Source organism: Brevundimonas sp. FV2ps16, from assembly GCF_058681075.1.
On the sequence record NZ_CM178728.1, the window covers coordinates 1679060 to 1693735 of the forward strand.

Genomic DNA, 14676 nt, shown 5'->3' on the forward strand with positions numbered 1-14676 from the left:
TTTCCGCTGGACGGCGCGTTCGGGATGCCCGAACCAAGGCGACCAGAACCGCGCGGGCAAAGCGCGGCCGTCCTTAGTTCATATCCGCAGGGGGAATTATGTCCGCTCCAGAGGCCGCAAAGCGCCAGGGTACGACCCTGGCCTTCGCCTATGTCACCACGCTCTTCTTCGCCTGGGGGTTCGCCACCTCGCTGATCGATCCGCTGATCGCGGCGGTGAAGCGGGTGTTCGATCTGAACAACGCCGAGGCCTTTCTGACGACCTTCGCCTGGTTCATCGCCTATGGGCTGATGTCCCTGCCGGCGGCGGCGGTGCTGGGCCGGCTGGGCTACAGCCGGTCGATCATCGGCGCCCTGGTCGTCATGGTGGCGGGCTGTCTGATCGTGCCGGCCGCCACGGCCGCCGACTGGTATCCGGGCGTGCTGATCGCCCTGTTCGTCATCGCCTCGGGCGTCACCCTGCTGCAGGTGGCCGCCAATCCGCTGGTCGCCGAACTGGGCAGCCGCAAGGGCGCGTCCAGCCGTCTGAACCTGTCCCAGGCCTTCAACTCGCTGGGCACCACGATCGGTCCGTGGCTGGGCTCTCACGTCCTGCTGACGGGGGGCGTCTTCGCCGCCGGCGCCGTGGTCACGGTCGCGACCCGGACCCAGTCGCTGCGCAGCATCGACATGGCCTTCCTGAGCATGGGGGCCTTCTTCGCCGTGGTGGCCTTCTTCATCTTCACCGCGCGCAAGAAGATCAATGCGGCGGCGCCGGCTGCGACCGAGGCGGTCTCGCCGCTGAAGGCCCTGTCCTCGCCCTGGGCGATCTTCGGCGCCCTGGCCATCTTCCTCTATGTCGGTTCGGAAGTGGCCATCGGCGGCATGCTGACCAACTTCCTGGAAAGCCCCGAAATCCTGAACGCCCCGATCGAGACGGCGGGCAAGATGGTCGCCCTCTACTGGGGCGGCGCCATGGTCGGCCGGTTCATCGGCTCGTGGGTTCTTTCGCGGGTCTCGCCCGGCGTGGTCCTGGCCTGCTGCACCGTCGCCGCTGCGGCCCTGTGCTTGCTGGTCAGCCAGATCGGCGGACCGACGGCGGCCTATGCGGTCCTGTCCATCGGCCTGTTCAACTCGATCATGTTCCCGACCATCTTCACCCTGACGCTGGAGCGGTCCACGGCGCCGACCTCGGCGACCTCGGGTCTGCTGGTCTTCGGCATCATCGGCGGCGCCCTGCTGCCGCAGGTGGCGGCGCGTATCGCCGACGCCGCCGGCGCGCTTCAGCCGGCCTTCCTGGTGCCGATGGCGGGCTATGTAGGCCTGACCGTCTTCGCCATCGCCTGCGCCCGCACAAAGGCCAAGGCGGAAGTGACGACGACCGTGTCGCACTAAACGCCGGTCATCGGACAAGACAATGGGCGCGGAGGGCAACCTCCGCGCCCTTCTTTATGTCAGGGGATCAGCCGTCGATCAGGGACTGAAGAATGGGCGCCAGTCGGTCGCGCATCGTCTCGCATTCCGCCGGCTCGATATTGAACGTGCCGCCGCCCAGTTCGCGGCTGACCGACATACCCATGATGAAGCCCGCCAGCAGCCGCGCCCGCACCGTGGCGTCCGGGCCGCTGAGCCAGTCTTCCAAGGGGCCGAAGAAGCGCTGGGTGCAACTGGACTGCACCATTTCCGCCGCCTTGGCCGAGCCGATGGAGCGCAGCATGATCGACATGCCCTTCAGCTTTTCGGCCTTCTTGGGTTCGAACACGATCTCATGCGCCACGCGCCGGCCGAAATCGGCCTTCTCGCCGGACATCAGGGCGCTGCCGTCGCCACAGCTGTCCAGCGCCGCGAGGAACAGATCGTCCTTGGATCCGAAATAGCGACTGATTAGGGCAGCATCGACCCCGACGTCCCGGGCGATGTCGCGCATGCCCACGTCGTCATAGCTCTCGGCCGCGAATCTTTCGCGTGCAGCGTCAAGGATGGCCGTGCGGGTGGCGGCGGCGTTCCTCGGGCGGGGGCCGGGACATAACAAGGGGACAAAACTCCACAGAACAATAACCGTAGAACACATATGGCTTTGTCAACGCCTGTTGACAAGCGTCACGATGCCTCGCATTAAGTCACCACGCGTTGACAAGGCCGACTCCCCATCGGCCTCTGTCCGCACGACTGGGATTTACCTCCGACAGGGAGATTGCGCAGATGCGCGGGCTGAAGATTGCGGCCGTGTCCGTCATGGTGACGGGTGCGCTATATGGTTGTTCCCCCAAGGCTGAAGGCCAGGCGCCCGGCGGCGCCCCGCCCGTAACCGTGGCCACGCCGTTGCAGCAGCAGGTGGTGGACTGGGACGAATTCACGGGCCGCTTCGAAGCGGTCGAAAGCGTGGACGTTCGCGCCCGCGTCGGCGGCTATGTCCAGGCCGTCCACTTCCGCGACGGCCAGATGGTCCAGCGCGGCCAGCTGCTGTTCACCCTGGACCCGCGTCCGGCCCAGGCCGCTCTGGCCCAGGCCCAGGCCCAGGTCGCCCAGATGCAGTCACAGCTGACCCTGGCCCGAGCCAACCTGGCCCGCAGCGAGACCCTGTTGGCCTCGCAGGCGGTGTCCAAGGCGGAATATGATTCCAACAAGGCTGCGGTCGACGCGGCCGTGGCCAATATCGCCGCCGCCAATGCGGCCGTGCGGACGGCCCAGTTGGATCTGGAATACACCCGCGTCACGGCGCCGACCTCGGGCCGCGTCTCTGATCGCCGGGTCGATCCAGGCAATCTGGTCGCAGGCGGATCTTCGGCGGGCGACATCCTGACCACCATCATCTCGGGCGGCCCGATCCACTTCGTCTTCGACGGATCGGAAGCGGTCCTGCTGAAGTATCTGCGCGACGGCGGCGCCGCCAACGGCGCCCCGGTCCGCATCCGCCTGCAGGATGAAAGCGGCTTCACTCGCACCGGCCGCCTGGACTTCTCGGACAATGCGCTGGACACGTCTTCGGGCGTCATCCGCATGCGCGCCATCGTGCCGAACGGCGACGGTTTCTTGCGTCCCGGCCTGTTCGGTCGCGCCCAGGTCGCGGGAGCCGGTTCCTATGACGCCCTGCTGGTGCCGGACACCGCCATCGGCACCGATCAGTCGCGCCGCGTCGTCTCGGTGGTCAACGCCGACGGTTCGGTCACGGCCAAGCCCGTTCAGTTGGGCCCGATCGTCCAGGGTCTGCGCGTCATCAAGTCGGGCCTGGCCCCGACCGACCGCGTGATCATCGCCGGTCTCCAGCGCGCCGCACAGCCCGGCTCCAAGGTCACGCCCAAGAACGGCCGTATCGCCCCCGTCGCCGAACAGGCGTCGGACGCTCCGGTCACCCAGGCGGCTCCGGCTTCGACCGGTTCGTTCGCCAGCAGCCTCTCCACCGGCGACTAAGCCATGAACATATCCCGTTTCTTCATCGACCGGCCGATCTTCGCGGCCGTGATCTCGGTGGTGATCACCATCGTCGGCGTCTTCGCCTATCCGCTGCTGCCCCTCTCGCAGTATCCGGAGATTGCGCCGCCGACGATCACCATCAACGCCGCCTATCCGGGCGCCTCGGCCGAGACCCTGGCCGAAACCGTCGCCGCTCCCATCGAGCAGGAGGTGAACGGCGTCGAGGACATGCTGTACATCACCTCCTCGTCCACCTCGGACGGGGCGGTGGCCATCACCGTCACCTTCCAGCCCGGCACGGATCTCGACGCCGCCCAGGTGCTGGTCCAGAACCGCGTCTCCCTGGCTGAACCCCGTCTTCCCGATGCGGTCCGTCAGACCGGCGTCGTGGTCAACAAGGCCGAGAGCGGCTTCCTGATGGTGCTGGGTCTGACCTCGCCCGACGGCTCGCTCAGCAACGACTATGTCGGCAACTACGGCAACTCGACGCTGCGGGACCGGCTGCTGCGGCTCGAGGGCGTGGGCGCAGTCCAGGTCTTCGGCGGCGGCAACTATTCGATGCGGATCTGGATCGACCCGGCCAAGGCGGCCGAGCGCAACCTGACCGGCCCCGACATCGTCGCCGCCCTTCAGGCCCAGAACGTCCAGGCCGCCGCCGGCTCGATCGGCCAGCCGCCGTTCGCGAACAACGCTTCCGCCTTCCAGCTGCCGATCCAGGTCCAGGGTCGTCTGACCAGTCCGGACCAGTTTTCCAACGTCGTCCTCAAGACGGACAGCGAAGGGCGCGTCACCTATCTGCGCGACGTGGCGCGGATCGAACTCGGCGCCCAGGATTACGGCATCCGCGGCTTCTTCGACGGCCAGCGCGGCGTCGGTCTGGCCATTGTTCAGCAGCCGGGGGCCAACGCTCTGGGCACCGCCGAACGCGTCCTGGCCGAGGTCGAGGCCGTCAAGGCCGAGCTGCCCGCCGGCATGGAGCTGTCCGTCCCCTATAACCCGACCGAATTCGTCGCCGCCTCGGTGGAGTCGGTTCAGCATACCCTGGTCGAGGCCGTCGTCCTGGTCGTGATCGTGGTCATGGTCTTCCTCCAGACTTGGCGTGCCGCCATCATCCCCATCGTGGCCATCCCGGTCGCCCTGGTCGGCACCTTCGCGGTGCAACTGGCCCTCGGCTATTCGATCAACTCCCTGTCCCTGTTCGCCCTCGTCCTCGCGGTCGGCATCGTCGTCGATGACGCCATCGTCGTGGTCGAGAACGTGGAACGGGCCATCAGCGAAGGTCTGACGCCCAAGGAGGCCGCCTATCGATCGATGCAGGAGGTCTCCGGCGCCCTGATCGCCATCGGCCTGGTGCTGGTGTCGGTGTTCGTGCCCACCATGTTCGTTCCGGGCATTCCGGGCATCTTCTACCGCCAGTTCGCGGTGGTCATCGCCTCGGCTTCGGTCATCTCCCTGTTCGTGTCGCTGACCCTGTCGCCGGCCATGGCCGCCCTGCTGCTGAAGCCGCACAAGAAGGACCACGAGAACGCGCGCAAGCCGGGCGTCCTGGGTTCGGTCGTCTATTACGGCGGCTGGGCCGGGCGTAAGTTCAACGAGGGCTTCGACTGGCTGTCGGATCGCTACGGCCGTCTGACGGCGCGCCTGGTGCGCACCGTCGGTCTGGTCCTGATCATCTACGCCGGTCTGCTGGGCCTGACCGCCTGGCGTCTGGTCGACACGCCCTCGGGCTTCATTCCCGAGCAGGATCAGGGCTTCCTGATCGGCGTCATCCAACTGCCGGCCGGCGCCTCGCTGGATCGCACCGAGGCGATCATGCAACGCGCCAGCGAGATCATCCGAGACACCAATGGCGTCGACGGCACCGTGGCCTTCGCCGGCCTCGACGGCGCCAGCTTCTCGTTCGGCTCCAACGCCGCCACCATCTTCGTGCGTCTGAGCCCCTTCGAGGACCGGACCAAGGAAGAGGCGGCCGCGGCCCTGGCCGGGGCCATCACCCAGGCCACGGGTCAGATCGAGGACGCGCAGATCTTCGTCATCGCCCCGCCGGCGGTCCAGGGTCTGGGCAACGGCAACGGCTTCAAGATGATGATCCAGGACACCTCGGGCGCCGGCTACCGCGCGCTGGAGGGGGCGACCTTCGCCATGATGGGCGCCGCCGCCCAGGCCCCGGATCAGGTCAGCCAGGTCTTCTCGACCTACAACACCGGCTCGCCGCGCATCTCGGCCGACGTCGATCGCGACAAGGCGCTGATGATGGGCGTTCAGCCCAGCGCGGTGTTCGACACGCTCGGCGTCTATCTGGGCTCGTCCTACGTCAACGACTTCAACCTGCTGGGCCGCACCTACCGGGTGACCGCCCAGGCCGAGCCCCAGTATCGCGACGACATCGCCGACATCGCCAACCTGAAGACCCGCTCGTCCAGCGGGGCCATGGTGCCGATCGGTTCGGTGGCCAACCTGGTCAATGACTCGGGTCCGTCGCGGATCGTCCGCTACAACCTGTTCCCGGCGTCCGAGCTTCAGGGCAACCCGGCCATGGGGGTCTCCTCCGGCCAGGCTCTGGGCATCATGGAGCAGATGGCGACCAGCACTCTGCCGCAAGGCTTCTCCTACGAGTGGACCGAGCTGGCCTACCAGCAGAAGGCGGCCGGATCGGGCGCGACCATGATCTTCCTGATGGCCGTGGTCTTCGTCTTCCTGGTGCTGGCGGCCCAGTATGAAGCCTTCACGCTTCCGCTGGCGGTCATCCTGATCGTGCCGATGTGTCTGCTCGCGGCCATCATCGGCGTGAACCTGCGGGGCCTGGACAACAACATCCTGGTCCAGATCGGCCTGGTCGTTCTGATCGCGCTCGCGGCCAAGAACGCCATCCTGATCGTCGAGTTCGCCAAACAGGCGGAAGAGGAGGAGGGCATGAACCGCTTCGACGCGGCCGTGCACGCCGCCCGCAGCCGTCTGCGCCCGATCCTGATGACCTCGTTCGCCTTCATCCTCGGCGTCGTGCCGCTGATGCTGGCGACCGGGCCTGGCGCCGAAATGCGCCAGTCGCTGGGCACTGCGGTCTTCTCCGGCATGCTGGGGGTGACCTTCTTCGGCCTGATCTTCACGCCGGTCTTCTATGTCGTGACCCGTTGGATGTCGTCCAAACTGCCGCAAGGCAAGAAGCCGACGCCGACGCCCAAATCGACGGGGACTGAAGCCGTCCGCTACGATCAAACTTCCAGCCTGACCGATCCCGATGCGCCGGCTCCGGCCACCGGGCGGGGAGGGGACATCTGATGACCCGCACCAAGACCCTCAGCTTCCTGACCGCCGCAGCCGCCAGCGCCTTGCTCGCCGCCTGCGCGGTCGGGCCCCGGGCGCCCGCCGCCGACCTGCCTGTGGCCGGGACGGGCGCCTTCATCGGCTCCGCCTCGACCACGGTCTCGACCGCTCAGGCCCGGGACGACTGGTGGCGGCTGTACGACGACCCGACGCTGGACGGCCTGATCCGTCAGGCCTTCGCCGAGAACAACGAGCTGGAGGCGGCCTTCGCCAACCTGCGCGCGGTTCGGGCGTCCCTGTCCGAGGCGCGTGTGGGCCGCTTCCCGACCACCACCGCCAGCGCCCAGGCTCAGCGCAGCCGCGCCTCGGCCGCCACGGTCACAGGCCTGCCCGCCGGTGCGGATGCGCCCGAGATCGACACCTATGACGTCGGTCTGTCGGCCAGCTATGAGGTCGATCTGTTCGGCCGGGTGGAATCGACCATCCGCGCCGCCCGCGCCGACGCCCGCGCGGCCGAGGCCGCCCTGGCCACGGTCCAGGTCTCGGTCGCGGCCGAGACGACCCGCGCCTATGCCGACGCCTGCTCGGCCAACGCCCAGATCGCGGTGGCCGAACGGACGCTGGAGCTGCAGCGCAACACCGCCAACCTGACCCAGACCCTGCTCGACGGCGGGGCGGGCACCGGTCTGGACGTGGCCAGCGCCCGCGCGGCCCTGGCCCAGACGGCGGCGACCCTCCCGACCCTGCGGGCGTCGCGGAACGAGGCCCTGTTCCGCCTGGCCACCCTGACCGGCCGCACCCCGGCCGAGGCCAGCCAGGCCGCCGCCGCCTGCGTCCGGCCGCCGCAACTCAGCCAGCCGATCCCGATCGGCGACGGTGCGGCCCTGCTGGCGCGTCGTCCCGACGTGCGTCAGGCCGAGGCGAACCTCGCCGCCGCCGCCGCCCGCGTGAACGTCGCGACAGCCAACCTCTACCCGCAGATCAGCCTGGGCGGCTCCATCGGCTCCACGGCCCTGGACTCCAGCGAACTGGGCGACGACCAGAATTTCCGCTTCAGCTTCGGTCCGCTGATCAGCTGGTCCTTCCCCAACGTCTTCGCCGCCCGCGCCCAGATCAAGGCCGCCGACGCCCGTTCCGACGCGGCCCTGGCGACCTTCGACCAGACGGTCCTGACGGCCCTGCAGGAGACCGAGACGGCGCTCAGCAACTACGCCAACGAACTGGACCGCCGCGCCGCCCTGACCGAGGCCCGCGACCAGGCGGCCCGCGCCGCCAACCTGTCGCGTCAGCGTTTCAACGCCGGCGCCGACAGCTTCCTGCTGGTGCTCGACGCCGAACGCACCCAGGCCGCCGCCGACGCCGCCTTGGCCCAGTCGGACGCCCTGGTCACCACCTACCAGATCGCCCTGTTCCGCGCCCTCGCCGGCGGCTGGCAGGCCGACAGCTGATCGAAGGCTCCGCTCCCTCGCGCAGGCGAGGGGGCGGGGCTTTCATTCCACTCCGTCATCCTCGGGCTTGACCCGAGGACCGGAGGGGCCGCCGCATTGCGTCTGCGGCGCGCGCACTGCCCGATCCGCATCCGATCCTCGGGTCAAGCCCGAGGATGACGGGGTGAACGTGTCCAACCCCACTATCGTCTGTCTCGGCCACGCCTTTCGTCACCCCCACCCGCGCCGCAGCGACAGCAAACCTGGTCGCGGCGCCCGGAAGCGGACATTCTGACTGGCGGGAAAGGGTGATGGGGTGGACGCCCCCCGACGGCATCGATGTGCCAGAGTGAGGGTGTTGAACAACACTCGAAGGAGGCGTCCATGGGACAGGTTAGCACTGTTGGTCTGGATCTCGCCAAGAGCATCTTTCAAGCGCATGGCGCGGATGCTGCGGGCGAGGTGGTGTTTCGCAAGAAGTTGGGGCGAGGACGTTTGCTGGCGTTCTTCGCGGGCCTTCCCCCCTGTGTCGTGGCGATGGAGGCCTGTGCTGGCGCCCATCATTGGGGTCGAGAGCTGACCCGCCAGGGCCATACAGTCCGGCTGATCCCGCCGGTCTATGTGAAGCCGTTCGTGAAGCGTCAGAAGAATGACATGGCCGACGCAGAGGCGATCTGCGAGGCGGCGCAGCGGCCCAGCATGAGGTTCGTGCCGCTCAAGCAGGAAGAGCAGCAGGCCAGCAGTGTGGTCTTTCGCGCCCGCGACCTGCTGGTGCGTCAGCGCACCCAGACGATCAACGCCCTGCGCGGTCACTTGGCTGAGTACGGCTGGATCGTTCCCAAGGGCGTGCCGCACGTCGAGCGCCTGATCGCTCGCGTGGAGGATCCGGCCGAAGCGCTTCCGCCCGCCGCGCGCACCATTTTGCTGGTTCTGGTCTCGACCTTGCGAACGCTCGACCAGCAGATCGCTGTGCTCGACGCGGAGATCGCCTCGCGCGCCAGGCATGATCCGGTCGCACGTCGATTGATGACCATCCCGGGGATCGGTCCGATCACGGCGACGGCTCTGGTCGCCCTCGCTCCCTCCCACGAAGCCTTCAAGAGCGGCCGTCACTTCGCCGCCTGGCTGGGCCTCACGCCGCGACAGCGATCCACCGGTGGCCAGCAAAAGCTCGGCGCGATCACCAAAATGGGCGAGCGAACACTTCGACGGCTTCTGACCATCGGTGCCAGCGCCGTCATAAAACAGGCCGCCATCCGAGGCGCGCCGGCAGGGTCATGGCTCGACCAGATGCTGGCGCGAAAGCCGAAGATGCTGATCATCGTCGCATTGGCCAACAAGAACGCCCGCATCGTCTGGGCGCTCATGGCCAAGGGCGATGTCTACCGAGCTCCGGGCGTGCAGGCCTAGCCAGCACGAACGCGAGACGTCGAAGCGTAGGATGAGCGAAGGAGCATATGGCGCAACAGTCGGCGAGACGGGATCAGGAAAACCAGGGCTTTCCACCGTGCCTCGAGCACGCTTTGGGTGATTTGGACCGGATCCGCGAACTCCCATATAGGCCAGCGACGGTACGCCGCCGCAGTAAAGGCCGGACAGATGGCAGCATCCGACTACGTGTCAGAAACTCTCGGATTCACTCTTGCGCTGAAGGGGGGCGTCCACAGATGGGAAGCGGACCTAAGCCCTAATCCTCATCGGATAATGGGGATTTCGCTGGATGAAGGCGTCAACCTCTCGCACTCCCTCTGGATACCGCTCCGCGTCGGGGAAGCTACGATAGCTCCAAAAACGGAACCCGGCATCCCAAAGTCGGCGCACCTTTTCCCACTGAACCTCATCAGCCTTCGGCGGGGCCTTGAAGCTTCTCCCCATCAACGCCAGTGACCCTCGGCACTGCGGGCACGTTTGTACTCTATCGCCATTCCGCTTCCATGAAGTCCGACAATCAAAACATGCATGGGCGATCAGGTAATCTGGTCCTCGATGATATGGCGGGACGTGCGGCCCCGACACCTCGCGGTTACCAAGGGATCGACGTAGTTCCATGCGCTCGGATTTGCTTGGCGGGTTGCTCATTGCGCGATCTTGAGACAGGCGGCCAACGTCCGCAACGGGTCGGGCCACGACATCGATTCCAGCGCTGAGAGCGGACATCGGCCCCACAGCCCAAAAGCGGACCCGCCAAACTGAGGTTAGTGGTGGAGGCCCAGCCTCTCGCCCCAACAGAACGGTTGCCCCCGTAGCAACCCGAGTTGACATCACACCATCGGTCTCGAAGGATAATGTTGCCGCTGGAACTGTCCGCGTTCTCGTTTCAGGGCAGCGAGAGGAGTGGGCGTGCTCAAGAAGGTGATCATCGCATTGGGAGCGTGGGCGGGTGCGGCTTCGCTTGCGCTGCTCGCCAGTCAAACCATGGCTCAGACAATGAGCCCGGCGACAGAAGAAGCCATCGACCTCGCCATGCGGGCTTCTGTCGATAGTGGATGGACGGCCGGGGGCGCCGTCGCTGTGATGCGGAACGGTAGGGTGGTGTTCGCTCGTGGGTATGGCATGTCGAACCTGGAAACCGGCACACGCGCGACACCCAACAGCGTCTTCCGCGTCGGCTCACTGACAAAACAGTTCACGGCCGTCTCGCTGTTGCTTTTGGCACAGGACGGCAAGCTCTCGCTAGACGATCGAGCGGGCCTTTATCTGCCGCAGATTTCAGGCGACGACCCGACCACGATCCGTCAACTTTTGAACCACACCGCAGGCTTCCGCGACTATGTGGGCGGGCAAGACTTTGACCGCATTAAATGGTTGCCCCTGACGTCGGAAGAGTTGGTCTCCCATGTCTTGGCATTGAACTCCGCCCGGCAGTTCCCTGCCGGAACTGGTTGGGCCTATTCCAGCTCCAACTATGCTTTGGCGGGCGCGATCGTAGAGAAAGTGTCGGGCAAACCGCTCCGTGAGTTCATGGCAGAACGGCTTTTCGGTCCGTTGGGCATGACCCACACAGCGCTTGACGACGACGGCGCTATCGCGCCCGGCCGCGCCTCGGGTTACGATCGGTTGGTCGTAGAGCGACCTGGCTATCGGAACGCCCTCACGGTGAGCCTGACCACCCCCTTCGCGGCAGGCGGATTACGCTCGACGGTCGGAGACTTGCTCATCTGGAGCAATGCTCTCACCCACGACGGCGTCCTGACCCCCGAAAGCTATCGAGAAATGCTGACAACGGCTCGGCTAAATGACGGGTCACAAGCAACTTACCAAGATGAGAAGGGTGAATCTCATCCGATCCAGTATGCCTTGGGTATCGGCGTAACGGGCGATCCGGCGGAGCCCGAACTGAGTCATGATGGAGCGATCGACGGTTTCACCAGCACGCTGACGGTCTTTACCGGCGCGGATCTGGCGGTAGCGATCGTTGTCAATACATCGCCCAGTCAGCACCTGCCGTTCGATGGCGTGATGACGGCGATCCGCGCGGATCCGGCAATCGAGAACTGAGGCGCGACACTTGACCTGCCGCTGAACAGACCTGATCAAAGTCTGAAACGGGTCGATTTCCGAAATGGGCGTCAGGCCCGGAAGCCGACATCGGCGCCAAGACGGGACTGTCGCCTTTTAGGTTGGTCGGAATGACGGATTCTGGTCCAGCGCTTGCCGGACCCTTGTCGACCGCACGCCGATCACTTCCCCTACGACCGACCCCTATCTCGCCGTCCGCGTGCAGCGACGCTGGTGAGCGATGCCCTTGAGAAAGCCGCGGCGCACCAAGCCGGCGCGGATCGCGGCCTGAACCTCCCGATCATGGGCCGCCGCGCCGGACAGGCGACGCACCCAGCTTCTCAGCGGGATGAAATCGGTGGCGGTGTCGCGAACCATGTCGAGCGCGGCATTGGCGGCCTGGTCGCCTGTGCCGGTCGCCGGCGCCTCCTGGTCGACGTCGGGGCCGAGGGCCTCGTCCAAGGCGTCAATCTGGGCGATGACGGCCGAGCAACGCTGCAGACCCGCCGTCGCATAGGGAGCGCGGCGCGCGGTGATCAGAACCTCGGGGACCTCCTGTCGCCGCAGATTGAGATCGTCCAGCGGCGCCGTCGCCGCCTCGCCCACGCCGTCGCTGAATGTCTTTCCGCCCTGCGACGCTTGATCCCGGTTCAGCTGAACGCCCGACAGGCCAGGCATGGAGGCGCAGGCCCCGAGGCCGGACAGACCCAAGGTCAGGATGGGCAGGACGACGAGGCGACGGGCGAATTTCAAAGGACCATTCCAAGCGTGACGATAGCAGACACAGCGTTCTGATTGCAGGACAGTTCCAGCGGCCGCCTTGATCAGGCGCAAAGCATGTCCGTCGGACGAGGAAAGCGGAGCCTTGCGTCGCGGTGAAGGCCGGTTTGATACAAGGCTGCAATGAAGCGGCGCCGTTGTGTGGCGCAACAGAGAGCGGGGTTCATCCACAGTCGAGCGGCTGCAGCCTGTTCACTATTTGTTCTACTTGTGCTCTAAGGCCTGACGGTCGGCGGCGCAAAGGAGGAACAGATGAACGACGGAATCCTGGCCGATATGATGGCCGAGCTGGATGCGGAGCTGGCGCGGGCGGAGGCCTCCTTGCCGGAACATCCCGAACAGACGCGTCAAACCGAAGTCATGCGCGCCCTGGCCCTGGGGCTGGGCAATTTCGAGCGGGTGAGGGCGCACGACGTGCATCTGCTGGCGGCGCGGCTGTCGCCCCGCCGAGGGTGAGGAGGCGGCTTGTGCGAAGGATCTGCTGTCGGACGTATGCGCGCCGGGAGCCGGCGAAAGAACTGCAAATCACCTAGTCCCCAGCAGATCCGACCACCGCCAGCTGCCTTTGCCCAACGCAATCCGGGCGCCGTCGGCGCCGTCTTCCAACTTTAGTACGGCTAGGCCCGTCATTTGCTGCGTTTTGCACTCTGCCGGAGCGAAGGCGACTTCCAGGGCGATGGCCTGACGCACGCCGGCCAGGCCCTTGCCGGACTGGTTGCGGCTTTGCAGCCAGTCGCCGTTCCACACCAGCATGGCCCGGCCCGAGGCGTTCATCTCCTGGCTGGCGGCGATGACGGCGCGGCGCACGGCGGCGTCGTCGCGCACCGCGTCCTGAACCCAGCGCACCATGTCGCAGGAGCCGCCGCCCGAACCGGGGCCTGATCCCGTCCCTCCGCTGCCGCCGCTTCCGCCAACCCCGTTTCCTCCGCCGCCGCCTGGTCCCGCGCCCACCGTCATCGCGCCCGCCAACTGCGCTGCGGCGAGCAGCGGCAAGGGCGGTCCCGGCGGCGCGGGGGCGGCGGGCAGGGGCTCCACCTCGGGCGGAACCCGGTCCACCATTTTTCGCGGCCGCGCCGCCGCGACGGCGGGCGGGGCGCGTCGGGGGGCGGCGCTCTCTGCCGCCGCCGCCGGGGCGTCTGGCGTGGGTGAAGGATCGGGCGCGGGGAGGCGGGCGGGCGGGGGCGGCGGCGCGGCCAGTTCGATCAGGATCGCCGGTTCCGGCGTCGGCACGGTCTGCTTCTCAGGCTGGACGGCGGTCATCATCAGCACCAGGGACGCGTGCCCGACCAGCACCGGCGCGATGGCCAGGGCCCGTCGTCGCGTGGCCGCGGCGCTCAATCGCCTATCCGTGATGCGATGTGAGACGTCGTTCGCATGGTCATCCGCGACGAACCCCTGTAAAAAATCACGACGAGCTGTTGAAAACATCCAGTCGCGTCAGGAACGTGGCGTGGGTTCGAATACAACTGACCGCTGCTAAAGATCAGTGATAGATCCGAGCGGCCGCCATACGGCGTAGCCTGCTGGCGGGCCAACGTGCTGGCTCGCGCTCTGGTTCCTATCGGGCGCAATATTTGTACGAAATGAGCGTTCATATAACGGCTAAGCTGACATTTTGCCGCCCAATGCGCGTCATTACTCCGCCTTCTCGCCTACCGCAGTTTCATCTGGCGCATGGAACTGGACGTGGCGCCCCCAGCAAGAAGGAGACATGAACTTGAGCAGATCGAAACTCAGGACGGCGGTCCTCGGCGGCGCCCTCATCGCCCTCGGCTTCGCGGCCAGCGGCTGCGCCAGCCATCGTTTCGTGCGTGATCAGGTCGAGGTGGTCGATACGCGGGTGACCGGCGTCGAAGGCACGGCGGGCCAGGCCCTCCAGCGCGCCAACGACGCGCACAAGCTGGCGGAAGGCAAGTTCCTCTATCAGGTCGTCCTGTCGGACGATTCCGTGAAATTCCCGACCGACGCGGCGGCCCTGTCGCCCGAAGCCGAGCAGCGCCTGGCCCAGTTCGCCCAGCGTCTGCAGGGCGAGAACAAGAACGTCTATCTGGAGATCCAGGGCTATACCGACTCGACCGGCACGCCCGAACATAACGACCAACTGGGTGAGCAACGCGCCGAGGCCGTGCGTCGCTTCCTGAACCGTCAGGGCGTCGCCCTGAACCGGATGGCGACCATCTCCTATGGTCAGGAACAGCCGGTGGCCTCGAACGACACGCCGGAAGGCCGTTCGCAGAACCGCCGCGTGACCATCGTCGTCCTCGCCTAACTGGCGGACGGCTAGAGACCGGCGGCCGTTTCGCAGCGGCCGCCGT

The 14676-nt window shown here is 66.6% G+C and carries 11 protein-coding genes; 8 read left to right on the top strand and 3 right to left on the bottom strand.

From position 1 onward, the window contains the following. Positions 1 to 98 precede the first annotated feature (98 nt). Complete coding sequence (locus tag ACW170_RS08110) at positions 99 to 1373, top strand: sugar MFS transporter (RefSeq protein WP_492086235.1); 1275 nt, start codon at positions 99 to 101, stop codon at positions 1371 to 1373. A 67-nt stretch (positions 1374 to 1440) separates the two neighbouring features. On the opposite strand, the gene ACW170_RS08115 is transcribed toward ACW170_RS08110, so the two are convergent. After that, positions 1441 to 1905, bottom strand: coding sequence for a TetR/AcrR family transcriptional regulator (locus tag ACW170_RS08115; protein ID WP_492086236.1), 465 nt, complete (start codon positions 1903 to 1905; stop codon positions 1441 to 1443). 275 nt (positions 1906 to 2180) lie between these two features. On the opposite strand from ACW170_RS08115, the gene ACW170_RS08120 reads away from it, so the two are divergent. The 5 genes from ACW170_RS08120 (at position 2181) to ACW170_RS08140 (ending at position 11581) form a co-directional block, all read left to right on the top strand. Next, a complete protein-coding gene (locus ACW170_RS08120; RefSeq protein ID WP_492086237.1) occupies positions 2181 to 3389 on the top strand; it encodes an efflux RND transporter periplasmic adaptor subunit in 1209 nt (402 codons plus the stop codon). A gap of 3 nt (positions 3390 to 3392) precedes the next feature. Beyond that, a complete protein-coding gene (locus tag ACW170_RS08125; RefSeq protein WP_492086238.1) occupies positions 3393 to 6671 on the top strand; it encodes an efflux RND transporter permease subunit in 3279 nt (1092 codons plus the stop codon). After that, positions 6671 to 8104 (top strand): efflux transporter outer membrane subunit, encoded by a 1434-nt coding sequence (locus ACW170_RS08130; protein WP_492086239.1) that lies wholly within the window; start codon positions 6671 to 6673, stop codon positions 8102 to 8104. The genes ACW170_RS08125 and ACW170_RS08130 overlap by 1 nt, the downstream gene beginning before the upstream one ends. 363 nt (positions 8105 to 8467) lie before the next feature. Then, positions 8468 to 9493, top strand: coding sequence for an IS110 family RNA-guided transposase (locus ACW170_RS08135; protein ID WP_492086240.1), 1026 nt, complete (start codon positions 8468 to 8470; stop codon positions 9491 to 9493). A gap of 930 nt (positions 9494 to 10423) precedes the next feature. Further along, entirely contained in the window at positions 10424 to 11581 is a 1158-nt protein-coding gene (locus ACW170_RS08140; protein ID WP_492086241.1) for a serine hydrolase domain-containing protein, read from the top strand. Between the two features lie 204 nt (positions 11582 to 11785). Here the strand turns inward: ACW170_RS08140 and ACW170_RS08145 are convergent, their stop codons facing one another. Continuing rightward, positions 11786 to 12334 carry a hypothetical protein gene (locus ACW170_RS08145; RefSeq protein ID WP_492086242.1) on the bottom strand — a complete coding sequence of 183 codons (549 nt, stop codon included), beginning with the start codon at positions 12332 to 12334 and terminating at the stop codon, positions 11786 to 11788. Between the two features lie 279 nt (positions 12335 to 12613). Here ACW170_RS08145 and ACW170_RS08150 point away from each other — a divergent pair, with 279 nt between their 5' ends. Further along, a complete protein-coding gene (locus ACW170_RS08150; RefSeq protein WP_492086243.1) occupies positions 12614 to 12817 on the top strand; it encodes a hypothetical protein in 204 nt (67 codons plus the stop codon). 69 nt (positions 12818 to 12886) lie between these two features. On the opposite strand, the gene ACW170_RS08155 is transcribed toward ACW170_RS08150, so the two are convergent. Then, positions 12887 to 13699: a hypothetical protein gene (locus ACW170_RS08155; RefSeq protein ID WP_492086244.1), complete on the bottom strand. Its 813-nt coding sequence runs from the start codon at positions 13697 to 13699 to the stop codon at positions 12887 to 12889. A gap of 373 nt (positions 13700 to 14072) precedes the next feature. Between ACW170_RS08155 and ACW170_RS08160 the strand changes: the two genes are divergently transcribed. After that, the gene (locus ACW170_RS08160; protein ID WP_492086245.1) at positions 14073 to 14630 is read left to right on the top strand and encodes an OmpA family protein; all 558 of its coding nucleotides are present in this window, start codon (positions 14073 to 14075) and stop codon (positions 14628 to 14630) included. The last annotated feature ends 46 nt before the right edge of the window (positions 14631 to 14676 follow it).